The 22,655-nt window shown below is 62.0% G+C and carries 19 protein-coding genes and 2 pseudogenes; 7 read left to right on the top strand and 14 right to left on the bottom strand.

The annotated features are described in order from the left end of the window. Positions 1–41: 41 nt before the first annotated feature. The 5 genes from ACVWY1_RS18885 to ACVWY1_RS18865 all read right to left on the bottom strand — a co-directional run bounded on the left by ACVWY1_RS18885 (position 42) and on the right by ACVWY1_RS18865 (position 4,365). On the bottom strand, positions 42–1,016 hold the full coding sequence (locus ACVWY1_RS18885) for a 5-oxoprolinase/urea amidolyase family protein (protein ID WP_434729349.1): 975 nt from the start codon (positions 1,014–1,016) through the stop codon (positions 42–44). Then, on the bottom strand, positions 1,013–1,885 hold the full coding sequence (locus ACVWY1_RS18880; protein WP_277504577.1) for a 5-oxoprolinase subunit B family protein: 873 nt from the start codon (positions 1,883–1,885) through the stop codon (positions 1,013–1,015). The genes ACVWY1_RS18885 and ACVWY1_RS18880 overlap by 4 nt, the downstream gene beginning before the upstream one ends. Next, complete coding sequence (locus tag ACVWY1_RS18875) at positions 1,882–3,255, bottom strand: acetyl-CoA carboxylase biotin carboxylase subunit (protein WP_457378618.1); 1,374 nt, start codon at positions 3,253–3,255, stop codon at positions 1,882–1,884. The genes ACVWY1_RS18880 and ACVWY1_RS18875 overlap by 4 nt, the downstream gene beginning before the upstream one ends. A gap of 10 nt (positions 3,256–3,265) precedes the next feature. Next, complete coding sequence (locus ACVWY1_RS18870) at positions 3,266–3,511, bottom strand: acetyl-CoA carboxylase (RefSeq protein WP_046855294.1); 246 nt, start codon at positions 3,509–3,511, stop codon at positions 3,266–3,268. A 95-nt stretch (positions 3,512–3,606) separates the two neighbouring features. Continuing rightward, on the bottom strand, positions 3,607–4,365 hold the full coding sequence (locus tag ACVWY1_RS18865; protein WP_277504586.1) for a 5-oxoprolinase subunit PxpA: 759 nt from the start codon (positions 4,363–4,365) through the stop codon (positions 3,607–3,609). Between the two features lie 125 nt (positions 4,366–4,490). Between ACVWY1_RS18865 and ACVWY1_RS18860 the strand changes: the two genes are divergently transcribed. Next, positions 4,491–5,408 (top strand): LysR family transcriptional regulator, encoded by a 918-nt coding sequence (locus tag ACVWY1_RS18860; RefSeq protein WP_102682418.1) that lies wholly within the window; start codon positions 4,491–4,493, stop codon positions 5,406–5,408. A gap of 189 nt (positions 5,409–5,597) precedes the next feature. Here the strand turns inward: ACVWY1_RS18860 and ACVWY1_RS18855 are convergent. The 7 genes and pseudogenes from ACVWY1_RS18855 to ACVWY1_RS18825 all read right to left on the bottom strand — a co-directional run. Then, positions 5,598–6,047 (bottom strand): annotated as a pseudogene (locus ACVWY1_RS18855) (AAA family ATPase); the annotation flags it as partial. Between the two features lie 58 nt (positions 6,048–6,105). Continuing rightward, positions 6,106–7,302 (bottom strand): IS256 family transposase, encoded by a 1,197-nt coding sequence (locus ACVWY1_RS18850; RefSeq protein WP_457378617.1) that lies wholly within the window; start codon positions 7,300–7,302, stop codon positions 6,106–6,108. A 121-nt stretch (positions 7,303–7,423) separates the two neighbouring features. After that, positions 7,424–7,528: pseudogene (locus tag ACVWY1_RS18845) on the bottom strand (zeta toxin family protein); the annotation flags it as partial. Between the two features lie 424 nt (positions 7,529–7,952). Beyond that, a complete protein-coding gene (locus ACVWY1_RS18840) occupies positions 7,953–9,071 on the bottom strand; it encodes a class II histone deacetylase (RefSeq protein ID WP_102682416.1) in 1,119 nt (372 codons plus the stop codon). Then, a complete protein-coding gene (locus tag ACVWY1_RS18835; RefSeq protein WP_457378616.1) occupies positions 9,068–10,561 on the bottom strand; it encodes a purine-cytosine permease family protein in 1,494 nt (497 codons plus the stop codon). Before ACVWY1_RS18835 ends, ACVWY1_RS18840 begins: the two co-directional genes overlap by 4 nt. 84 nt (positions 10,562–10,645) lie before the next feature. Then, positions 10,646–12,433 (bottom strand): choline dehydrogenase, encoded by a 1,788-nt coding sequence (locus tag ACVWY1_RS18830; RefSeq protein ID WP_198754253.1) that lies wholly within the window; start codon positions 12,431–12,433, stop codon positions 10,646–10,648. A 117-nt stretch (positions 12,434–12,550) separates the two neighbouring features. After that, entirely contained in the window at positions 12,551–12,910 is a 360-nt protein-coding gene (locus ACVWY1_RS18825) for a cupin domain-containing protein (protein WP_102682414.1), read from the bottom strand. A 114-nt stretch (positions 12,911–13,024) separates the two neighbouring features. Here ACVWY1_RS18825 and ACVWY1_RS18820 point away from each other — a divergent pair, with 114 nt between their 5' ends. Further along, positions 13,025–13,987, top strand: a complete 963-nt coding sequence (locus tag ACVWY1_RS18820) for a LysR family transcriptional regulator (RefSeq protein ID WP_198754254.1) — start codon at positions 13,025–13,027, stop codon at positions 13,985–13,987. 73 nt (positions 13,988–14,060) lie between these two features. Here the strand turns inward: ACVWY1_RS18820 and ACVWY1_RS18815 are convergent, their stop codons facing one another. After that, positions 14,061–15,125 (bottom strand): SDR family oxidoreductase, encoded by a 1,065-nt coding sequence (locus tag ACVWY1_RS18815; RefSeq protein WP_457378615.1) that lies wholly within the window; start codon positions 15,123–15,125, stop codon positions 14,061–14,063. Positions 15,126–15,198: 73 nt separating this feature from the next. On the opposite strand from ACVWY1_RS18815, the gene ACVWY1_RS18810 reads away from it, so the two are divergent. The 5 genes from ACVWY1_RS18810 (at position 15,199) to ACVWY1_RS18790 (ending at position 21,820) form a co-directional block, all read left to right on the top strand. Further along, positions 15,199–15,603: a MerR family transcriptional regulator gene (locus ACVWY1_RS18810; RefSeq protein ID WP_198754256.1), complete on the top strand. Its 405-nt coding sequence runs from the start codon at positions 15,199–15,201 to the stop codon at positions 15,601–15,603. A gap of 181 nt (positions 15,604–15,784) precedes the next feature. Beyond that, complete coding sequence (locus ACVWY1_RS18805; protein ID WP_277504595.1) at positions 15,785–16,540, top strand: bestrophin-like domain; 756 nt, start codon at positions 15,785–15,787, stop codon at positions 16,538–16,540. 320 nt (positions 16,541–16,860) lie between these two features. Continuing rightward, entirely contained in the window at positions 16,861–18,267 is a 1,407-nt protein-coding gene (gene ccoG, locus ACVWY1_RS18800; RefSeq protein ID WP_457378614.1) for a cytochrome c oxidase accessory protein CcoG, read from the top strand. A gap of 39 nt (positions 18,268–18,306) precedes the next feature. Then, positions 18,307–19,716 carry a GntR family transcriptional regulator MpaR gene (gene mapR, locus ACVWY1_RS18795; RefSeq protein WP_457378613.1) on the top strand — a complete coding sequence of 470 codons (1,410 nt, stop codon included), beginning with the start codon at positions 18,307–18,309 and terminating at the stop codon, positions 19,714–19,716. Between the two features lie 61 nt (positions 19,717–19,777). Beyond that, on the top strand, positions 19,778–21,820 hold the full coding sequence (locus tag ACVWY1_RS18790) for a PAS domain-containing protein (protein ID WP_457378612.1): 2,043 nt from the start codon (positions 19,778–19,780) through the stop codon (positions 21,818–21,820). A gap of 6 nt (positions 21,821–21,826) precedes the next feature. Here the strand turns inward: ACVWY1_RS18790 and ACVWY1_RS18785 are convergent, their stop codons facing one another. Continuing rightward, positions 21,827–22,573 carry an SDR family oxidoreductase gene (locus ACVWY1_RS18785; protein ID WP_102682406.1) on the bottom strand — a complete coding sequence of 249 codons (747 nt, stop codon included), beginning with the start codon at positions 22,571–22,573 and terminating at the stop codon, positions 21,827–21,829. Positions 22,574–22,655 lie beyond the last annotated feature (82 nt).

Raw genomic sequence — 22,655 nt, 5'->3', positions numbered from 1 at the left:
GCTTGCCTTTTTGGCTTTACCCGCGCAGCGCGGCGGGCAGATCAGGAAGGGAACAGCTTGCTCAAACAGCTGAGTTTTTTCTTGTAGGAGCGTCGGGCTTGCAGCGCCTCTTCCAGCGTCACCGCGACGAAGCGGGCCTTCTGGTTGGGTTGCATCTGGCCGACCAGATCGAGGTCGGCGCTGATCACCGTGCCGATCATCGCGTAGCCGCCACCGGACACTGCATCGCGGTGCAGAATGATGGGCTCGAGCCCTGCCGGCACCTGGATAGAGCCGATCGGGTAGCAGCTGTCGACGATGTTCGAAGGATCGGAGCCGGCGCCGAACGGCTGCTCGCGAGGCTGGAAGCTCAGCGGGCTGCCACCCTTGAAGCGATAGCCGATGCGATCTGCCTCCGAGCCGACGGTCCAGGCTTCGGCGAAAAAGCTGTCCGCCGCCGCCAGGGTCAAGCGATCGTAGTACAGCCCCGGCACCACCCGCAGGGTGATCTCCCCTCCCAGCGACTGTCGCAACGCCATGGGCAGACTCGCCCCGACACGCCCCTTGCCGCTGGCGGCGCCTATCGGCAGTTCATCGCCAATCACCAGCCTGCGCCCCTGAAAACCACCCAGCGCCCCCAGCGCGTAGGTGGAACGACTGCCGAGCACCACCGGTACATCGATACCGCCGGCCACCGCCAGATAAGCCCGCGCGCCAGCCTTGGGAAAATCGAAACGCAGCACTTGTCCGGCCTTCACTTCGAAGGCGGTGTCCAAGTGCATGTCCACGCCATCGACTTTCGGCGTCATCTGCGCACCACATACCGCCACCAGGGCGTCATGCTGAAACTCCAGCTCCGGCCCCAGCAAGGTGCACTCCAGCGCCGCCGAATTGGCCGGGTTGCCCACCAACTGGTTGGCCGCGCTCAGGGCGTACTGGTCCAGTGCCCCGGAAGGCGGGATACCCAGATGGTAGTAGCCCTCGCGGCCGAGGTCCTGCACTGAGGTGGCCAGACCGGGTTTGAGTACCTTGATCATGCCAGCACCTCCTGCAGCGACTTGGGATAGCCGATCGGGTCGGCGAGGAACGCATCAAGCGAGAACTCCACTGGACGGATGCGCAGGTCGAAGCGTCCGGCTTCGACCTCGGCCACGGCGTGGTCATAGGCAGCGCGGTCCATCGACTTGAACTGCACAATGTCGCCGGGACGGAAGAACACCATGTGTTCCTTCAGGTACCCCAGGTTCTGCTGCGGGTCATAGATCGGTGCCGGAGTGACGCCAAACATCTGGTAGCCACCGGCGCCACGCACCGAGTAGATGCAACCGAAGCAGCCGCCATGGCCCAGGGTCAATTTCGGCGTGTCGGTACGCGGTCGCAGGTACTTGGGCACCTGCAACTGGCGTTCGCGCTCGACCATCTGGAACATGAACGGCAGGCCCGCCACGAAGCCCACCATCGAAACGAACCACGGCGCGCCACTGTGGGCGGCGATGAACGCCTCGACGTCGGCCAGGCCGTTGATGCGCGCGGCGTACTCCAGATCCGTGGCGTTCGGGTCCTGGTGGCGGTCGCGAAAGCGCATCAGGGTTTCGTGGGTCCACGGATCGTTGTAGAGCACCGGGATTTCGATGATCCGGGTATGCAGGGTGCGCTCGGCCACGGCCTCGGCTTCGGCGCCCTTCACCGCTTCGAGCAGATCGGCCGGGGCGATGCGGTCCGGGTCGAAACGGATCTGGAACGAGGCGTTGGCCAGGCACACGTCGAGCACGCCATCGAGGGCCAAGCGCTCCACCGCACGGGTGACGGCCATGCCCTTGAAGAAGGCTTCAAGGGACATGCTGTCGCTGACTTCGGCAAACAGATGCTCGTCGGCGCCAAAGCTGTAGCGAATCGGACTGCTCATGCTGCACCTCCGCTGCGGCGCTCGGCCAGCCAGGTTTCCAAAGTGCCGGTGTGGAAATCGGCAGTGTGCAGCCAGGGTTGCTCCAGCAACTCGCCATGCAGAGACAAGGTGCTGGCCATGCCCGTGAGCGTGGTCTGCTCCACGGCCAGTCGCGCGCGGGCCAGGGCCTCGTCGCGATCGCTGCCATGGACGATCAGCTTGGCCAGCAGCGAGTCATAGTATGGCGGTACTCGGTAGCCTTCATACAGATGGCTGTCTACGCGCACGCCCTCGCCTTCCGGCCAGTTCAGCGCTTGCACAAGACCCGGGCTTGGGAAGAAATCCCGCGCCGGGTCTTCGGCGTTCAGGCGCATTTGCAGGGCCGCGCCGTTGAGCCGGATATCGCTTTGCTTGAGGCCCAGCGGTTCGCCGCCGGCGATGCGCAACATGGCCTGAACCAGATCAATGCCGGTGATCAGCTCGCTGACCGGGTGTTCCACCTGGATCCGCGTGTTCATCTCGATGAAGAAAAACTCTCCGGTGGCGTCGTCGTACAGATACTCAAGGGTGCCCGCGCCCTGATAGCCCAGGGCCTCGGTCAGGCGCACGGCACTCGCGCAGAGGGCCTCGCGCTGCTGCGCGTCGAGGACCGGCGACGGCGCTTCTTCGAAGATCTTCTGCCGACGGCGTTGCAGCGAACATTCCCGTTCGAACAGGTGCACCGCATGCTTGCCATCGCCCAGCACCTGCACTTCGATATGCCGGGCCTTGCCGATGAAGCGCTCCAGATACACCGCGCCATTGCCAAAGGCGGCCTGGGCTTCGCGCTGGGAACGGGGGAATTCTTCGCTCAGTTGCTGCGGGTTTTCCGCCAGGCGAATCCCACGCCCGCCGCCACCGGCCGAGGCCTTGATCAGCAGCGGGAAGCCGACGGATTCGGCGGCTTTGAGCGCCGACTCCACATCGAACAGTTCATCCGGGGAGCCGGGCACCACCGGCACACCCGCGGCTTGCGCAGTGCGCCGGGCTTCGGCCTTGTCGCCCATGCGCCGGATGGTCTCGGGGCTTGGGCCGACGAAAATCGCCCCGGCGGCTTGCACCGCTTCGGCAAATTCGGCGTTCTCCGAGAGAAAGCCGTAGCCTGGGTGCACCGCGTTGGCGCCGGTGGCCTTCAGGGCACCGAGCAGCGCTTCGACATTGAGGTAGCTCTTGTCGGCGCGGGCCGGGCCGAGGATGTGCACTTCGTCGGCCATGCGTGCGGCCTGGGAATCGACGTCTGCTTCGCTGCACGCCGCCACAGTGGGAATCCCCAGCGCTTGCGCGGCGCGGATGATCCGCACGGCAATCTCGCCGCGGTTGGCGATCAGCAGTTTACCAATGCCTTGGGTCATGGTCGTGCCCTCACGCGTCTTCGAGTGTAGCGATGACCTGACCCGGCTCCACCGGATCACCGTCTTCGACCAGAAACGCGTCCAGACGCCCTGCTGTACCCGCGGTCAGTTCGGAAAACTGCTTCATGACCTCGATCAGGCCAATCACCGTGTCGGCGCTGACCTGGGCACCCGCCTCGACGTAGTTCGGCGAGTCCGGGGTAGCTTTGCGGTAGAAGGTCCCCGGCAACGGGGTGATGACTGTGTGCTGCGCCATGTCTGTTCCTCTTGGAATAGTTGTAGAAAGGCAGGCAAAAAAATCTGTGTGTCGAGTAAGCCCTGGCGTCTGCGTGCCAGGTGTCTTCGGGTGCGTTATCGCGGTGCGCGCACCTGGATCCCCGCGCCATCGAGCGCATTACGGGTAGCCTCGACCAGTACCAGGGCTCCGGGTGTATCGCTGTGCAAGCAAATGGAGTCGAATTCGATCGTCAGGTCTTCACCCTCCACCGTGCGCACCACGCCTTCCTGGCAGGCACGCAGTACCCGCGCAGCTACTTGCGCGGGGTCGTAGGCACGCACATTGCGGGTGAAGACGATGGAGCCGCTGAGGTCGTATTCGCGGTCGGCGTAGAACTCGCGGATCACCGGTTGGCCTAGCTCCGTGGCGATACGCCAGATCGCCGAGTCAGGCATGCAATACAGCAGCAGCTCGGGCTCCAGGCGCTGCAGGTTTTCCACCAGCAAACGCGCCGTTTCCTCGTCCCGGGCCAGGTGCATGTACAGCGCGCCGTGGGGTTTGATGTGTTGCAGGGCCACGCCTTGAACCCGGGCGAGTTCACGCAGGGCGCCCAGCTGATAGAGCATGTCGTCCACCAGCTCCTGGGCCGGTGCATTGATGTGACGGCGGCCGAAACCGACCAGGTCGCGAAAGCCCGGATGGGCACCGACGGCCACGCCCAGGCGCTTGGCCTGCTCGACAGTGCGACGCATGGTGCCGGGATCGCCGGCATGGAAACCGGTGGCGATGTTGGCCGAGCTGATGAAGCCCATCAGTTCGTTGTCGACGCCGTCGCCGATAGTCCACGGACCGAAGCCTTCGCCCATGTCCGAATTGAAATCTACTGCCTGCATGACACTTGCTCCTGACGCTTGTGACTTCATGCAGAGCACGTTAAATTCCAGCCACCCCCTTGGGAAGATCAATTATCAGAGGGGATATCTTCTGAAAATCAGATACCTCATCAAGCGGAGTGTTCATGTCACTGACCCTGCGCCAGGTTCGCTATTTCGTCGCCACGGCCGAGATCGGGCAAATCTCCCAGGCTGCGATTCATTTGAATATTTCCCAGTCGGCGGTGACCACAGCGATCAAGGAGCTGGAGGGCATGCTCGGCACGCTACTGTTCCAGCGCTCGGCCCAGGGCATGAGCCTGACCGATGCCGGACGGCACTTTCTCAATCGGGCCTACGTGATCTTGCGCAGCGTCGACGATGCCCTTAACAGCCCACTACCGGACGTTCGCGCCACCGGCCTGTTGCGGGTAGCGGCCAGTTACACGGTGATCGGCTACTTCCTGCCGCACCATCTGCAACGCCTGGAACACTGGCACCCTGACGTGGCCATCGAAGTGCACGAACGGGAGCGCCAGGCCATCGAGCAAGGCCTGCTGGAAGGCGAATTCGACATGGCGGTGGTGCTGACCTCGAACCTGACCCACCCGGACATCGTCTCGAAAACCCTGTTCAATTCCGAGCGCCGGCTGTGGCTGCCCAGCCATCACCCGCTGTGCGAACACTCGGCCGTGAGCCTTGCCGACGTCACACAGGAGCCCTTCATCCTGCTTACCGTCGACGAAGCCGAACAAAGCGCCATGCGCTACTGGGAACATGCCCGACAGCAGCCCAACGTGCGAATCCGCACCAGCTCCGTGGAAGCGGTGCGCAGCATGGTGGCCAACGGCAGCGGCGTGGCGATCCTCTCCGACCTGGTACACCGTCCGTGGTCGCTGGAGGGTAAACGCATCGAAACCGTTACCATCACCGACAAGGTCACCCCCATGAGCGTCGGCCTGGCCTGGCATCGCGAGCGGGAATTCAGCCCGGCGATGCACGCGTTCCACAATTACTTCCACGACGCATTCCTGGCGCCGCAACAACTTTCTGCGCGGCGCTGAAAGCAAATCGGTTTCAATCCAGAATCAACGGCCGCAAAACCACTTTGCCCACCTCGTACCGCTGCGGCCATTCAGGGTTGTAGATCGTGATTTTGCTGGTCAGCGCCATGCATGGGCCATCCTTGGGCAGGTTAAAACGTTGTAATACGCCTCAAAGGCATCTGCCGCCAAGCAAACGAGAACGGGCCTCTAATGACCTCGCGCCACCTGATCAGGCAATGTTCCCAGGCTCGCGAGAAAAACTTCGGTATCTCGATTGGACCGCAGGCAGACCACGCGACAACCCGACGGTGCCCTTGTCACGAATTGCTTCATCTTCTCCCTGGCCGAGTTTTTCGTCCGCCACATGAACCTGAAGAACTCCGGCAGGTTGGCCAGCAGTTCCGGGCAGTCGTCCGGCAAGTCAGGCCGTGAACGACCGCGGTTGAGCGTCGTTCTGCAGAACACGCGCCAGAAGCGAAGCGCCGCCGACCGATCGATCCATATCAACATATCTGCGCGGGCCAGACGGTTGCTCCACGTGGTCGAATGCCCGCCTTCGAAGATCCAGCGCTCACGGGCCTCGACCTCACGGCAAAGACGCGTCTTCTCGTCAGGGCTTCGCTCAACCCACCCTGGCTGCCAGTGAATCGTGTCAATGGATTGTGTCCCAGGAAGTGGTGTAACTCATCATGGCTCTGGCCACTGAGTTTGCCGTTTAGTTGATCACGGCCGACAGCTTGGCCTGTGGATTATCGCTGACCGCTTCGAAGGCCTCCAACTGCATGTAGCGTCTTTGCAGGCACCACTCGTCGTTCTGCTCCAGCAGCATCGCGCCTACCAGCCGTGTGATGGCCGGATCGTTGGGAAAAATCCCCACGACATCGGTGCGGCGTTTGATTTCAGCGTTGAGCCGTTCAAGCGGGTTGGTGCTGTGTAACTGCTGTCGGTGGGCTTTTGGAAACGCCATGTGAGCCAGCACTTCATCCTCGCAGCCGTCCATGAGTGTCGCGATCTTGGGGTATTTTTCGCGCAGTTGATCAGCGACCAAGCGCCATTGCTGATGGCATTCGGCACGGCTGTCCTGGGCGAAGACCGTGCGCAGCAGCGCCGCTACCATAGTGCGCTGGCCCTTGCCGACATGGGCCATGGCGTTGCGCATGAAGTGCACACGGCAGCGCTGCCAAGTCGCGTTGAAGACCTTAGAAACAGATGCCTTCAGGCCTTCGTGAGCATCGGAAATGACCAGCTTCACGCCCCTCAAACCTCGGCGCATGAGGCTGCGCAGGAAGTCTGTCCAGAACGGCTCGGCCTCAGACGGGCCGACCCGCATGCCCAGCACTTCGCGACCACCGTCAGTGTTTACGGCCACGGCAATTATTACGGCGACCGAGACGATCCGCCCGGCCTCCCGCACCTTGACGTAGGTGGCATCAATCCAGAGATAGGGCCAGTCACCTTCAAGCGGGCGATCAAGGAACGCGTGAACGCGTTCATCAATCTCGCCTGCCAGCCGTGACACCTGGCTTTTGGAAATGCCGGTCATGCCCATGGCCTTCACCAGCTCATCTACTGAACGCGTTGAAACGCCTTGAATGTAGGCCTCCTGAATGACCGCCGCCATGGCCTTCTCGGCGGTGCGTCGAGGTTCGAGGAAGCCCGGAAAGTAGCTGCCTTGGCGCAGCTTGGGGATCTTCAGGTCGACGTCGCCGGCGCGGGTTTGCCAAAGGCGGTCACGGTAGCCATTGCGGCTGTTTGTCCGGTCTGGGCTTTTGACATCGAAGCCGGCACCGCACAGGCCTTCGACATCGAACTCCATCATGCGCTGGGCAACGAACTGGATCATTTGCTTGAGCAGATCAGCATCTGCCCCTTTCTCAACCAACTCGGTCAATGCGATAGTGGGCTTGGTCATCGTGGTTTCTCTGGTGAAGGTTAAGTCCGCAAACTCAACGTTAGCCAAGAACCACGATGACCATCCTCTTTCGCCCGCAGGGCGCCTTCGGCTGGTTCAGTTACACCACTTCCCGGGACACGATCGTGTCGATATGCACGACCGGCAAGCCCGTGCGCTCGCCAAGCTTGCGCGCCAGGGTACTTTTCCCAGACCCAGGCTGGCCAACGATCATCACCCGTTGCATTGAAGCTCCCTCTCGCCATGCCTGCTGATTTTTGGGGGCGCGATTGTACGGCAATGACTGGTTCGGTCAACTGCAAGCGCACTCGTGCTTTCAGCGGCCGCAAAGATTAGCGAAAGCTGCTGGGGTATTACCGAAGCCCTCGGTCACCCCATAGTGGGTGTCTTACCTTCTTGGGCGCCCCCCGCTGGCTTCTTCCAGGCACAGCCAACGATCATCCTGGTGCAGGGTTGCGAAAACACGGTGCGCGAGATCTCGGCGATTCGCGCCTGCGCATTCAGCACGGCGTTCAAACGCATTTTAGCCATTACTCGAGCCAACATCGCCGCTGGGCGGTGAACCTCGCCATGGAGAAACACCCCTGCATGATGCCGTGCAGGGGCAATGGCTCATTCGTTGAACCTACTTCAAGCGCCGACTCCCAGTGTCATCGGGGAAGCTCACGGCCAACCGGAACACCTGCCAGAAGTGGCTCGCACGCACATATCGCCGCGTCATGATGGGGTAATAAGGCTTGCTCCGGCAGATTCACGACCGTACCGATCCAAGGGTCCTCGACGGCCGTGCGAAGCCCGGCAAGGGTTTCGACGACGGCTAGACCGCAGAACGGTCCCATCAACGGGTCATAGCCACCCTCGTGCACGGCCACAACCCGCGATCTACACACCTCATCGGCCAGGCCCATCACCAGTGCGGTCAGTTCCCGATAGGCTTCGGAGTGCAACAGCTGACGCCCGAAGGGATCCATCGCCGCCGAGTCGAAGCCGCTCGCGATCACAATGAGGTCCGGCCGGAAGCGGCGGATTGCCGGGAGAACCACACGCTCGAACGCCCCCACGTAGGCACCTCGCCCGGACCCTGCTGGAAGCGGAATATTCAGGTTAGCGCCCAGGCCTGCGCCGGTGCCGATGTCATCGACCTTCCCACGCCCGATGGGGTACAGATTGTCCTGATGCAGGGAGATCGTCATTACCGACGGGTCGTCGTAGAACAGGGTCTCGGTACCATTGCCGTGATGAACATCCCAGTCGATAACCGCAACCCGCTCCACTTCGCCCGTGTGCTGAAGATGGCGAATGCCGACCGCCGTGTTGTGGAAGATGCAGTAACCCATGCCCTGGCCCGCAAGCGCGTGATGCCCTGGTGGCCGGATGAGTGCGTAGGCGTTGCTCACTGTGCCCGCCACGACCGCCTTGAACGCCGCGATAACTGCCCCTGCCGCGAGCCTAGCGACGTCTGCCGAATTAGGTCCCACAGGTGTTTCGCCATCGCCCGCATCGCTCCACGCAGGGCCGACCGGGTTGAGAATTCGATCAACATAGGCCGGCGTATGCACCCGCAGCAGGTCGGCCTCCGAGGCCGGGCTGAAGGGCAACGCAACAAGGTTTTTCTCAAGGCCGCTGCGTTTGACCAAGCTTGCGAAGCGGCGTTTTGTATCGCCCTTCTCCGGGTGGTCGATCGGCTCCTGCCAAGGCAGGCTCCAGGCCCGGGTATCGTGCGTGGTAAAGCGTTCGTCCCAAATCCAGCCGGTTGTTTTCATATTCATCGCTCGCTGACTTGTTGTTCCTTGTCCACCAGGCGACGTTCGTTGCCCAGATCAAGGGTTCGAGAAGTAAGAAGATAAAGTGCGCTGGCAGCCACCAGGCCCACGAACATCGAGAGGTCGATTTCACCCATTTGCCGGGCGACCCATCCGGTGTAAGGCGCAGTGACAAAGAACGGCACCATCACCGCCAGCGCGCCGATATATGCGACATTTCCTTGCCACCCCCATCGCCCGTAGATACCCGCGGGATTAAACAGTTCGCGGATCGAGTAGCAGCCTTTGCGTACCAGGTAGAAGTCCACCAGATTGATAGCCGTCCAGGGAGTAAATAGGTAGGCAAGGAATACAAGGACATTTCCGTAAAACACGTTGAACCGATCCTCGCCGACCATTGCCGCTATTCCCCACACCGACAGCGTCATCGCAACAATCGTGACAGCTCGCATTGCCAGCGACGGCCGCACTCGGCGGAAGCAGTCGACGATCGAGATCAGGGTCAGGCTGCCGCCATAGGCATTGAGCGCCATCACCACCAGCAGGCCAACGAATAGCAGCGCGACCGCAAGCCGCCCGCCCCCCGCGAACAAGCTGTCGCCACCATTCGCGATCGCCATGATCACCGTGGCGCCGGGCGTGGCCGCCGCGAGCAGCGAGCCCAGGCCGATCACCCACAGCGCCGATATCGCCGACGGCAGGTAGGTCCACAGGAACGAGGAGCGCGTGGAAATGCTGGGGGCCAGGTAACGGGAGTAATCCGACACATAAGGCGCCCAGCCAAGCTGGAAGCCCGCCACGATGACAAAAGTGGTGGCGAAGGCATGCCATTCGATGGGGCCTGGCTCGAACGCCCCCGCGGGAATCGCGCTTCGGGCCACCGAGGCGAAGGTCAGTACCACGATGGTCAATCCGAGCGGCACGACCAGGAAGCGGTTGACCCGGTGGATCCAGCGGTAGCCATACAACGCTAGCGTGCCCGCGAACAGTACCGCGATCGGGAACCCCCAGGCGGTTGGAATTCCCAGCAGAAAATGCAGGCTTGACCCCGCCAGGATGGCATCGGCGACGTTGTAGTTGAAGTAGTTGACGAGGGCGAAGACCCAGACGGTGATCGCGGCGCCGAAGAAGCCGAACTGCGCGCGGGATTGAACCAACTGCGGAAGTCCTAATTGCGGTCCCTGCGAGGAATGTAGCGCCATGAACAGCGTGCCGAACAGTGAGCCGCACACAGTCGCGACCAACGTCCAGAATAATGGCCCTCCCAGCGCCAGCGTGGTAACGCCGGTCGCCATTGCGGTCAGGTTGATGTTGGCAACGATCCAGACTGCCCCTAGGTGTCGCACGCTGCCGTGACGCTCAGACACCGGTACGAAATCTACGGAGCGCCGTTCCGCACCGTCGGTTCGGGCCTGCGCAACCGCAGGCCTCACCGAGGCACTTTGCCCATTGGATGTCATTCTCATGTTCTTGTTTTCCTGGTTGAGATTGATCATGCGTGCATCTTTGATAGTGCGTTTATCGATCGCTCGGTGGTATCCCTCATGGGTCGATGGCAATACTGGGATTCACACCTTGGCTCAACCGGCGACCATCGCCAGCGGTTGCCCCTTGGCATTGGCCAGCAGTGCGGCGGCCAGCCGATCGCGTTCGCGGGCGTAATCGCGGGAGATCTCCCGGCCACGCTGCCGGGTGGCCCATTGCGGGTCGGCCAGCAATGCGGCCCCTTGCGCTTCGGGCAGGTGACGGCCGCGGATCAGGTCGGACAACCGTTCGGCCAGCACCAGGGTGGGGGCCTGCAAGTCGCCTGCGGTGGCCGCCGGCATAAGGGAGGCGTCTACCACGCGCAGCCCGTCGACGCCGCGGACCCTGCCATCCGGGAAGGTCACCGCAGCATCGTCGCTGCCCATGCGACAGGTCCCGCAAGGGTGGTAGGCGCTTTCAAGCTTTTGCTTGAGAAATGCATCGATAGCGGCATCATCCTGCACGGCCGCGCCCGGCGCCAATTCCCGGCCCCGATAGGGCGCAAAGGCCGGCTGGGCGAAAATCTCCCGGGTCAGGCGCACGCAGGCCCTGAATTCCGCCCAATCGTCGGGGTGAGTCATGTAATTGAAGCGTACCCGCGGCAGGCTCTGTGGGAGGGTGTCGCGCAGCCTGACCCAACCCCGGCTTTTCGAGCGTTTGGTGCCCACGTGCACCTGGAACCCATGTCCTTTGGCGAGCGTCTGCCCATCATAGGAGATGGCCAGCGGGAGGAAGTGAAACTGGATGTCCGGATAAACGATGCCCGCCCGGCTGCGAATATGCCCGCCGCTCTCGAAATGGTTGGTGGCCCCAAGCCCGCGCCGGGTGGCGAGCCACTCGATGCCGATCTTCGCCTTGCCTAGCAGGCTCTGGGTGGGGAACAGACTGACCGGCTGGGTGCACTCCATTTGCAGGTAGAGTTCCATGTGGTCCATCAGGTTCTCGCCTACTTCGGGGGCGTCGTGGATCACGGGGATGCCATGCTGCGCCAGCTCTTGCGCCGGGCCGATGCCTGAGCGTTTGAGGATCACCGGGGACATAATGGCACCCGCCGACAAAATCACCTCTCGCGAGGCCATGGCCCTGGCGAGCTTGCCGCCCACCGAAAACACCACCCCGGTGGCTCGCTGGCCCATGAACATCACCCGGTCCACCAGGCCGCCTTTGATCACGCGCACATTGCCGCGGGCGATGGCCGGCCGCAGGTAGGCAACCGCAGCGCTCATCCGACGCCCGTCGCCGACGTTCATCTCCATCGGTCCGAAGCCTTCATGCTGGCGGCTGTTCATGTTGTCGGTCACAGCGTAGCCCGCTTCGTTGCCCGCTCTGACGAAGGCCTGATACAGCGGATTGGTCTGAAGCCCCCGGGTAATTCGCATTGGGCCCTGAGTGCCGCGCAACAGCCCACCGCCTTCGACATTTTCCAGGCGCTGGAAATACGGAAGCACGTTCGACCAGCGCCAGCCCTCGGCCCCCAACGCTTCCCATAGTTCATAGTCCATGGGGTTGCCTCGAACCCAGCACATGCCGTTGATCGACGAGGAGCCGCCTAGGCCCTTGCCACGCGGCAGGTTCACCTGCCGGCCATCCAAGCCGGGCTCCGGCTCGGTTTTCATGCCCCAATTGAAGCGTTTGGTGTTCATCGGGATCGACAACGCCGCCGGCATCGACACGATGACTGAGTTGTCGCTGCCACCGGCTTCGATCACCAGTATCTGCACGCCCGGGTTTTCGCCAAGGCGGTTAGCCAGTACACACCCGGCGGCACCGGCGCCGACGATGATGTAGTCATAGCGCCCTTCGTCATGCGCGCTGGAAATCGAGGTTTGCTCAGAAGTCGACATGGTACAAGTTTCCACCGTCGTGAAGCTGGAGACAGGCCCACCCGCAGTGCGCGGGAATGCCCGCGCAACGTCCAGGGTTTGGGTCGAGTTAAAGACGTGGCGGTTTGCCTGGGCGGGCTAGCCGACGATCACGTAGAACTTGCGCATCGGCACTGGCTGACGCCAGATACCACGAAAGCCTTTGGGTACCAGGAAGCAATCGCCTGGAGCATAGGTTTCGCAGAAGCCCTCTCCCTCAAGCGTGACCTCGCCCTCCAGCACCACCATGAATTCGTCGGCCGGATAGCTTTCGTAGTGTTCGGTATACGGTTCGCAACGCCAGATACCTGATTTCACTAGCGGCTCGCTGCGGCTGAAGTAGGCATGATCAAGGCCCATCGGCCGGCCTTCGATCAGTTCGGCATGTTCAAGGGCTTGGTTCGGCAACCGCTGCCAGCCAGCGGGACCAATAGAAGAAAAGCGGATCGGAAGAAGCATGATGAAGCCTCGGATTTGCGCGTTGAGATTGACATTCAGGCTAGGGTCGGGCTCCCATACAGACAAGTGACAAGATTTCTGCCTGCGTCACCTCAGGTTACGGAGCCTCCCCTTTTGAGAAAGCACCAGTCCCTTACCGCGCTCCGTGCCTTCGAGGCCGTTGCCCGGCTAAACAGCATCTCCTGCGCCGCACAGGAGCTGAATGTCACGCGCCCCGCTGTGTCCAAGCAGGTCACTCAGCTGGAGAGCGACATGGGCTGCCCGCTGCTACTGCGCACAGGCAATATCATCCGCCTGACAGCGGCCGGGCGCGAGTTGTTCATTGCCCTGCAGCAAGCTTTCGAGCTGATTCAGCTCACCACCGATACCATAAGCCGCCGTGCACGCCAGGGCGAACAGCTCCGGGTGCTGGTATGCCGCGATTTCGCCTCGAGCTGGCTGGCCGGCCAGGTGGGAAAATTCCTGGTCGCCAACCCCGGCATCTCCGTGGAAATCACTGCGGAGAAGAACGCGACCTTCCGTCTCGACGAAGACTTCGATTTCCGTATCTTTTATGGCATGCACGGCGCCAAGGTCGGCGGCGGACTGGAAGCCTCTGAGCTATGCCGCTGGATCGACCTGCTGGTCTGCACCCGCGATTTCGCCCAGACGTACTTGTGCGAAGGCCGCAAGCCTTGCAATGCGCCGTACCTGATCGATGCAAATTACGACATCTGGGACGAGTGGTGCGCCCTGACCGGGCTCGACCCCGGCGGCCCACGGCGCCGGCAGACAACGTTCAACGAAACCACCCTGTGCCTGTCTGTCGCGGCATCCGGGGGTGGCCTGACGATCGGCGACAGCTTCCTGGCCATGCCTGCCATCCGCGCAGGCGAGCTTATCGTGCCCTACCCACTTGGCCTGGTCAGCGCTCAGAACTACACCCTCTTCAAACCCAAAAGACCAAGTTCTCCCGCAAGTCAGAAGTTTGAAATCTGGTTGCGTGAAGCAATAGAAAGCTATCAAGTGGCGGTACGCCAAGCGCTGACTGAACAGGGCATTCAGATCATGGAACGTCACGAAGCGCGCATGACATGAACATTTTCTCGTCAAAGTCCAACGGTCCAGCCTCCCATCTTATACATGCCATACCTTGTCTGAGGTGGTTGCTTCAATGGGGCAAGTAATCTTTGACGTAGCGCACTGTCTTTTCCAAAGCTCGCGCCATGTCGGGATGTGTCAACCGATACTTCAGTTCCAATTGCCTGCTATGGCTCATATCAAAGCGTTGCGTCTGAATAAAATTCAATGACTCGGCGCTGATCGCGAATCGGGCCGCCAGTCCGGGAATTGTCAAAAGCCATCTCAGCAACCCTATCGCTACATGGCGGCGGGGTGCCTTGATCTTCAGCGTTTTCGCTATCTGCCCTAGCAGCCCCTGCAAGTTCGGTGTGTGCTCATAGAGTGCCAGGACCTGCTGGTTGGCCATCGAGGGGTCGAACGCCGCGCAAGTCATCATTGTCACCAGGTAATCGACGCTGACTAATGGCAACCAGTGCCTGGTGGAACCGGGAACAGCTTTGAACCGGCCTTGTGCCAGGTTTCGAATGAGTTCGGCCAAAGGTTGTCCTTCCAGAATGTGCCCACTCTCGCTGTGGCCACACACCGTAGCAGGATGAACGATTGTGTAATCCGCGCCCGCTTCCTGCATGTAACGGATGACCGCAAAATGGGACTCGAGCTTGCTGCCTTCGTAGCCACCTGCACGGCAGTAGACCACGGGCCAGTTCGTGTTTTCAGGGCACTCATTGTCAACCCCGATACTGGCAAGGTGGCTAAGGTTTTGCAGCATGAAGCCCCCCACCATCAGCAAGCGGATGCGCTGGCTCGCCGCAAGCCTGGCGACTCTCAGCGCCCCTTGCACATTGACTTCGCGGGCGCGCTCCATTGTCAGCCCCCAGGAAAATTGCGCCGCGAGGTGGAAGACCACAGAGGCCGAAGACACGCGCTGCTCGTCTGCCTCGCTGAGCCCAAGCCCCTCTCTGCTGATATCGCCCTCAACGGCATGGATACAGGCAGGGTTACCGCCCAGTCGGCCTACCTGCTCCCTGAGGCGCTCGATGTTTGCAGGGGTGCGCATAAGCACCCAGGTCTTGTGCCCTGTCGCGGTAAGACGAGCCAGTAAATGTTGACCTACAAACCCACTGCCGCCTGTGACGAAACATTCCACGCTCATGCCTGAATCCTTGTTTGGATGATGGGCCCAGGCTAAGGTGTAGAGCCTGCTCTACAGTCAAGGAATTTTTACTGTGAACATTGGAGAGTTGGAGCGCCGCAGTGGCATTGGCCGCCATGCATTGCGCTATTACGAACAACTCGGGCTTATCGTGGCCCATCGACAGGCCAACAACTATCGCAGCTACAGCGATCAGACCGTTGTTGATCTGGCCTTCATTCAGAGTGCCCAGGGCGTGGGCTTTTCACTCGCCGAGATTGGCGACATTCTTGCTGCCAGGCGGGGTAATACGATCAATTGCGCGCAAGGCGCGGCCTTGGTCGCCAGCAAGATGGCCGAAATTCAGACGAAAATAACCACCTTGCAAGCCACGTATGTTTTTCTGGAAGCAGAGCGTGTGAAGCTTGAAGCCAGTGCCATTGCCCTCGGACAGACCATTCCTCACCTTCCTGTACATGGGCGTGCCGCAACGCAATAGTTCCCGGCTCAACCGTTCAGCGTGGCCCCGCACCCTGGCGGGCCTGCTGGCCGATTACTGCCGATGCAGAATGGCTGCCTGGGTCGGAAGCGGCCATCCACGGCCAGCAGCTTTCCAATCATAGCGGTCAGTCACGGTCTATCTTTTAAGGCTTGACTCAGATTGATCAGGTCCCTGATGCATGAACGCTCTCTGGATCGCACTGGCCATTTTTGGGTGCTTGGTCGCCGCCTCGCTGCTCATGATGCTGTGGTACCCAAAGCTGGCATCCCACCACAGGGATGAAGACACTAATACAGTAATTCGCCTGGTAGCTAACATTTTTGTGGTGATGACATCACTGGTCTTTGGCTTGATGATCAATTCTGCCAAAAATACCTTCGAGTCCATTGATGCAAACTTCCATGGGTATGCAACCAGCATGATCATTTTTGATCGGACACTGCGGGGCTATGGCGATTCGGCCCAAGAGACTCGCAACCGACTGATCATCTATCTTGAGCACGCTATCGCGACGCCATACCGGGGGGACGAGGCGCTGCAACATCGTAACAGCGAAGCAGCTAAATACTTGGATGACATAGGAAAATCTTTGGCCGTTATTAAGCCGCCAGACCGTTACCATGAAACGATGCTGCAGGATATTCGTCAGCAATATCATTCGCTCATCGAGCAACGCTGGAGGATCGTCGAGCAGTCAGAGGGGGCAATTCCCGGCCCGCTTATCGGGATGCTTGCTGCTTGGTTGACGCTCATTTTCGCCAGTTTTGGATACCGCGCGCCCCCTAATTCGATGGTAATAGCGATGTTCATCATTTCTTCATTGCTTATTTCGGCTTCCGTGTACCTCGTATTGGACATGGACGTGCCATTTCACGGCCCTATCCAGATATCCGACGAGCCTCTGCGCAGGGCGCTCGCCGTCATGCAGCTTTAAGAGAGCGGGGGCGCTTGCGTTCTGGGTGGTGACCTCGTGGCGGCATAGCTTTTCGCGAGCCTGTCGAAGCGCGATAGGATCCGGCGATTCTCTTTCAGCCAGCCCGGCGATGAGGCGCAAAGCGGCCAATACCACTAAACAAAGGTGCGGTGGATAGCCGCAGGCATCTGCAATCCAGTACGCCAAGCACCGAAATACAAGGCTTCAACAAACTCACCTCTCATCTGATATGGTTTTTATCTCGATACCTGGGCCTGTGCTGAAAACAGATCGAGGGCCATAGTGCCCTGGCCTGATCGAGGCCTGATGAGCGACGAACCATGAGCGACAGAATCCCCTTCCGAGTCATCGAGATTGCCCCCACCACCCAAAAGAGCAAAAGCCAGGTGGCCGGTGGCATTCATACACGCAGTTTCACCGGCTTCTACCGCAACCTGCGGATCGCCTTCGCCGGGTTGCTGTTCGTGCTGTTCTTCGGCACCGCCTGGTTGCAATGGGGCGACCGCCAGGCCGTGCTCTGGGACCTGGCCGACAGCAAGTTCCATATCTTCGGCGCGACCTTCTGGCCGCAGGACTTCATCCTGCTGTCGGCGCTGCTGATCATCTGCGCCTTCGGCCTGTTCGCCATCACCGTGTTCGCCGGGCGCGTCTGGTGCGGCTACAGCTGCCCGCAAAGCACCTGGACCTGGCTGTTCATGTGGTGCGAGAAGATCGCCGAGGGCGACCGCAACCAGCGCATCAAGCTGGCCGCCGCGCCGTGGGGCGCGGAGAAGATCGCCCGTCGCGGCCTCAAGCATGGCCTGTGGCTGGCCATCGGCGTGCTCACCGGGCTGACCTTCGTCGGCTACTTCACGCCGATCCGCCCGCTGGCTGCCGAACTGTTCACCTTCGAGCTGGGTGGGGTAGCCTTGTTCTGGGTGCTGTTCTTCACCGCCGCCACCTATCTCAATGCCGGCTGGCTGCGCGAAGCGGTGTGCATGCACATGTGCCCCTATGCACGGTTCCAGAGCGTGATGTTCGACAAGGACACCCTGGCAGTGGCCTACGACCCCAGCCGCGGTGAAGCCCGTGGCCCGCGCAAGAAAGGCAGCGACGCACGCAGCCAGGGCCTGGGCGACTGCATCGACTGCACCCTGTGCGTGCAGGTGTGCCCCACCGGCATCGATATCCGCGAAGGCCTGCAAATGGCCTGCATCGGCTGCGCCGCCTGCATCGACGCCTGCGATGGGGTGATGAACAAGATGGGCTATACGCGCGGCCTGATCGGCTACAAGTCCGAACACAACCTGCAAGGCGGCAAGACCCACTGGCTGCGCCCTCGCCTGCTCGGCTACGCCGCCGCGCTGACGGTGATGATCGGCGCCCTGGTGGTCGCCCTGCAGATGCGCCCGATGGTATCGATGGACGTGATCAAGGACCGTGGCTTGTTCCGCGAGAACGCCTTGGGCCAGATCGAGAACATCTACCTGCTCAAGATCATCAACAAGACCCAGGAACCCCAGCACTATCGTCTGCGCCTGGTTGACGCCGACGGCTTCGAGCTGCACGGCCGCACCGAATTCACCCTGGCCTCCGGCGAGATGAGCGAACTGCCGGTGTCGGTGGCGATGCTTGCCGATCGCCCGACCAGCAGCTCCCAGGAACTGACCTTCGAGATCCAGGACAGCGACCAGCCGGGGATCCGCAGCACTGCACACAGCCGTTTCGTCGCGCCGATGAATCGCTGATCCCTTACACTGACACTCACCTTGCCTGCCAAAAACACAATGAAACGCTACGAACGATTCGCCGACGACATTGCCGAACTGATCCGCTCCGGGGTGCTCGGCCCCGGCCAGCGGGTGCCCTCGGTGCGCTACGCCAGCCAGACCCACGGGGTCAGCCCGTCCACCGTGTTCCAGGCCTACTACCTGCTGGAACGCCGCGGCTTGATCCGCGCGCGGCCGCGCTCTGGCTACTTCGTCAACGCCCACGCGCCGCGGCCGTTCTGCGAGCCGCAACCCCAGGCGCCGGCCAGCGAGTCCACCGATGTGGATGTGAGCGGCCTGGTGTTCTCGATCCTCGACTCGATCAAGGACCCGCACACCGTGCCGTTCGGCTCGGCCTTCCCCAGCCCGAGCCTGTTCCCGCTGCAGCGCCTGTCCCGTTCGCTGGCCAGCGCCAGCCGGGCCATGGACCCACGCATGGTGGTCACCGACCTGTCGCCGGGCAATCCGCAACTGCGTCGGCAGATCGCCCTGCGCTACATGGTCGGCGGGCTGATGCTGCCGATGGAAGAGCTGCTGATCACCAACGGCGCGCTGGAGGCCTTGAACCTGTGCCTGCAGGCCGTGACCCAGCCCGGTGACCTGGTGGCCATCGAGGCACCGGCCTTCTATGCCTGCCTGCAGGTGCTCGAGCGCCTCAAGCTCAAGGCGGTGGAAATCCCGGTGCACCCGCGCGAGGGCATGGACCTCGGCGTGCTGGCCCAGACCCTGGACAAGCACCCGATCAAGGCCGTGTGGTGCATGACCAACTTCCAGAACCCGGTGGGCGCGAGCATGCCGGAGGCCAAGAAGCAGGAACTGGTCGAGCTGCTGCGCCGCCACCAGGTGCCGCTGATCGAGGACGACGTCTACGCCGAGCTGTACTACTCGCAGCAGGCGCCGAAGCCGGCCAAGGCCTTCGATACCGAAGGGCTGGTGATGCATTGCGGCTCGTTCGCCAAGAGCCTGGCCCCGGGCTATCGCATCGGCTGGGTCGCGGCCGGGCGCTTTGCGCAGAAGATCGAGCGGCTCAAGCTGATGACCTCGCTGTGCGCCTCGATGCCGGCCCAGGCGGCGATCGCCGACTACCTGCAGCACGGTGGCTACGATCGCCACCTGCGCAAGCTGCGCTACGCGCTGGAGGGCCAGCAGGCCAACATGCTCGCCGCCATCGCCCGCCATTTCCCGGCGCAGACCCGGGTCAGCCAGCCTTCCGGCGGCTACTTCCTGTGGCTGGAACTGCCCGAACAGATGGACGCGCTGAAGCTGTTCCACATGGCGTTGGCCCAGGGCATCAGCATCGCCCCTGGGCCGATCTTCTCGCCGACCCGGCGCTTCGGCAACTGCATCCGCCTGAACTATGGCAGCCCTTGGGGCGATGGCGCGGAGCAGGCCATGGAGACCCTCGGGCGGATCGTGCGTTCGTTCTAGCCGCCGATGGGCATGCAGGATACAGTTGGTTCACGCCCAACGCCGAACTCCGGACACCTGCATGCCCGAACGTGAAATCCAGGCATTGCGCCAGCGCAATGCCGAACTCGAAAGCCAGCTCGCCCAACGCAAGGACATCGACAACAGCCTTTATCGCTTCTTGTTCGACACCATGGACGAGGGCTTCTGCGTCATCGAGTTCTTCGACGGTCCCCATGGGCCGCTCAGCGACTACATCCATGTCGTCGCCAACGCCGCCTACGCCCGCCATGCCGGCATACCCAATGTAGTCGGACAGAAGCTGCGGGAGATGGTGCCCGACGAGGCCGACGACTGGGTGGCCCGCTACGGCCAGGTATTGCGCACTGGCCAACCATTGCAGTTCGAACAGGAACTGGTGGCCACCGGCAGGATCCTGGCGGTAACCACCTTCCGTATCGAGCCCGCCGAGCGCAATCAGGTGGCGGTGCTGTTCCAGGACGTTACCGAGCGACGTCGGGCGGAAACCGCACTGCAACAGCTCAACGACCATCTCGAACAACGCGTGGCTGACGCCCTGGCCGAACGCAGCCTGTTCGCCGAACTGGTCGAGCACAGCGTGGCGCGCGTCCAGGTGGTGGACACCTCGCTACGTTTTCTTGCTGTGAATACCCGTGCGGTCAAGGATTTCCAGTTTCTTTTCGGGCGCACGCTTAAGGCAGGTGATCGCCTGGCCGATTGCCTGGACGGTTTCCCCGATGAGTACCAGCGCTCGGTGGCGCTCTGGCACCGGGCGCTGGCGGGCGAAAGCTTCATCGAAGTGATCGAATATGGGCGCGGCAACTACCGGCGACATTTCGAACTGCGCTTCAACCCCCTGCGCAACGCCGACGGCGGTGTTGTCGGCGCCTACCTGTTCGTCTACGACATCAGCCGTCAGGCCAACGAGCAGAAGCGCCTGCTCGAGGCCGAGGAGGCCTTGCGTCAGGCGCAGAAGATGGAAGCCGTCGGCCAGCTTACCGGCGGCATCGCCCATGACTTCAACAACTTGCTCGGTGGCATACTCGGCGCCCAGGAGCTGATGCGCCAACGCCTGGGCCAGGCACGCCACGAAGAGATCCCTGCCTTGCTCGATACCGCCAGCGATTCGGCACGACGGGCTGCGGCACTGGTGCATCGCCTGCTGGCGTTCTCGCGACGCCAGACCTTGTTGCCACGGGCTACCGCAGTTGGCGCGCTGGTCCTCGACATGGAGGATCTGATCCGCCGTAGCGTGGGACCGGCCATTGATCTCAGTGTCGCTTGCGCACCGCAGCTCTGGCCGACCTTCATCGATCCCCCGCAACTGGAAAGCGCCCTGCTCAATCTGTGCATCAATGCCCGCGACGCCCTGCCCAATGGAGGAAGAATCGAGATACGCTGCGAGAACCGGCATCTGGACGAAGCGAGTGCCGCAGCGCTCGACCTCCCGGCAGGCGACTACCTGCAACTGAATGTCGAGGACAATGGTCGCGGCATGGCGCCGGAGGTGATCGAACGGGCAATCGACCCGTTCTTCACCACCAAGCCGCTCGGCCAGGGAACCGGGCTGGGGCTGTCGATGGCGTTCGGCTTCGTACGCCAGTCCGGCGGCCAGTTGCGGATCCGCTCGACCGTGGGCGAAGGTACGCGGGTCGAACTCTACCTGCCACACCACCATGAGGCGCCAGCGCTACCGCAGGCGCTGCCGCAGGCCACACCGCTGGTGCACCTCGGGCAGGCACGCATCCTGCTGGTTGAGGACCAGGCTGCCCTGCGCCTGGTGATCGGTGAGCTGCTGGAGGAACTCGGGCATGAAGTGCATAGCGCAGGCGACGGTGCCGCGGCGCTGACTATGCTCGAAGGGGGGCTGGTTCCACAATTGTTGATCAGCGATATCGGCTTGCCTGGCAGCCTCAATGGTCGCCAGGTCGCTGAGGCGAGCCGTGCCTTGCATCCGGCGTTGCCGGTGCTGTTCATCACCGGTTATGACGAAAGCGCGGCGCTCGCCGATGGGCAACTGCCCCCACGTACGCAGGTACTGCGCAAACCGTTCGAACTGACGGCCATTACCGACGCGGTGGCCCATTTGTTGAGCGCCGGATGACCCCGGTCAGCGCCCGCCGCCCAGGTCAATGAAACTGCCGGTCGAATAGGAGGCCTTGTCCGACAGCAGCCACATGATTGCCTCGGCCACTTCCTCAGGCTTGCCGCCACGCCCCATCGGCAGGCCGGGCTCGAGCTTGCCGACCCGGTCCGGATCGCCACTCAGGGCATGGAAGCCGGTGTGAATGTACCCCGGGCGCACGCCGTTGACCCGTACCCCCTCGCCCGCCACCTCCTTGGCCAGGCCGAGAGTGAAGGTATCCAGCGCGCCCTTGGACGCGGCGTAGTCGACATATTCGTTGGGCGAGCCCAGGCGCGCGGCCACCGACGACACATTGACGATCGCCCCGCCCTGCCCGCCATGCCGTCGGGCCATGCGCAGCAAGGCATGCTTGGCGCACAGCATCGGCCCGACCACATTGGTCTTCATCACCTTGAGCAGGCGAAACTCCGACATCTCCTCGACCCGGCTCTGCTGGCCGATGGTCCCGGCGTTGTTGACCAGCGCGGTGACCGGCCCGAGCTCCTGGTCGACGAAGTGGAACAGCCGTACCACTTCATCCTCGACGCTGGCGTCGGCGCGCACCGCGATGGCGTCCGCGCCCAGCGCGCGGACCTGCGCCAGCATCGCCTCGGCGGCCTGGTCATCGGCGTGGTAGTTGATGCAGATGCGGTAACCCTGTTGCGCCGCCAGCAACGCGGTAGCGGCGCCGATGCCACGGCTGGCGCCGGTGATGACGATGACCTTGTCCATGAGCCTGCCAAGTAGTCCGGAAAAGACCTACAAGATTAGGGGAAATGCCATCATTTGAAAACCTGCGGCCCCACCGCAAAAG

This window comes from Pseudomonas sp. TE6288 (assembly GCF_054062095.1).
This window is presented reverse-complemented; position numbering and strand designations above follow the sequence as displayed.

Excerpts from the sequence above, each read along its gene's own strand:
- ACVWY1_RS18885 (WP_434729349.1), bottom strand. The coding sequence starts at position 1,016 with ATGATCAAGGTACTCAAACCCGGTCTGGCCACCTCAGTGCAGGACCTC.
- ACVWY1_RS18880 (WP_277504577.1), bottom strand. The coding sequence starts at position 1,885 with ATGAGCAGTCCGATTCGCTACAGCTTTGGCGCCGACGAGCATCTGTTT.
- ACVWY1_RS18875 (WP_457378618.1), bottom strand. The coding sequence starts at position 3,255 with ATGACCCAAGGCATTGGTAAACTGCTGATCGCCAACCGCGGCGAGATT.
- ACVWY1_RS18870 (WP_046855294.1), bottom strand. The coding sequence starts at position 3,511 with ATGGCGCAGCACACAGTCATCACCCCGTTGCCGGGGACCTTCTACCGC.
- ACVWY1_RS18865 (WP_277504586.1), bottom strand. The coding sequence starts at position 4,365 with ATGCAGGCAGTAGATTTCAATTCGGACATGGGCGAAGGCTTCGGTCCG.
- ACVWY1_RS18860 (WP_102682418.1), top strand. The coding sequence starts at position 4,491 with ATGTCACTGACCCTGCGCCAGGTTCGCTATTTCGTCGCCACGGCCGAG.
- ACVWY1_RS18850 (WP_457378617.1), bottom strand. The coding sequence starts at position 7,302 with ATGACCAAGCCCACTATCGCATTGACCGAGTTGGTTGAGAAAGGGGCA.
- ACVWY1_RS18840 (WP_102682416.1), bottom strand. The coding sequence starts at position 9,071 with ATGAATATGAAAACAACCGGCTGGATTTGGGACGAACGCTTTACCACG.
- ACVWY1_RS18835 (WP_457378616.1), bottom strand. The coding sequence starts at position 10,561 with ATGATCAATCTCAACCAGGAAAACAAGAACATGAGAATGACATCCAAT.
- ACVWY1_RS18830 (WP_198754253.1), bottom strand. The coding sequence starts at position 12,433 with ATGTCGACTTCTGAGCAAACCTCGATTTCCAGCGCGCATGACGAAGGG.
- ACVWY1_RS18825 (WP_102682414.1), bottom strand. The coding sequence starts at position 12,910 with ATGCTTCTTCCGATCCGCTTTTCTTCTATTGGTCCCGCTGGCTGGCAG.
- ACVWY1_RS18815 (WP_457378615.1), bottom strand. The coding sequence starts at position 15,125 with ATGAGCGTGGAATGTTTCGTCACAGGCGGCAGTGGGTTTGTAGGTCAA.
- ACVWY1_RS18805 (WP_277504595.1), top strand. The coding sequence starts at position 15,785 with ATGAACGCTCTCTGGATCGCACTGGCCATTTTTGGGTGCTTGGTCGCC.
- ccoG (WP_457378614.1), top strand. The coding sequence starts at position 16,861 with ATGAGCGACAGAATCCCCTTCCGAGTCATCGAGATTGCCCCCACCACC.
- mapR (WP_457378613.1), top strand. The coding sequence starts at position 18,307 with ATGAAACGCTACGAACGATTCGCCGACGACATTGCCGAACTGATCCGC.
- ACVWY1_RS18790 (WP_457378612.1), top strand. The coding sequence starts at position 19,778 with ATGCCCGAACGTGAAATCCAGGCATTGCGCCAGCGCAATGCCGAACTC.
- ACVWY1_RS18785 (WP_102682406.1), bottom strand. The coding sequence starts at position 22,573 with ATGGACAAGGTCATCGTCATCACCGGCGCCAGCCGTGGCATCGGCGCC.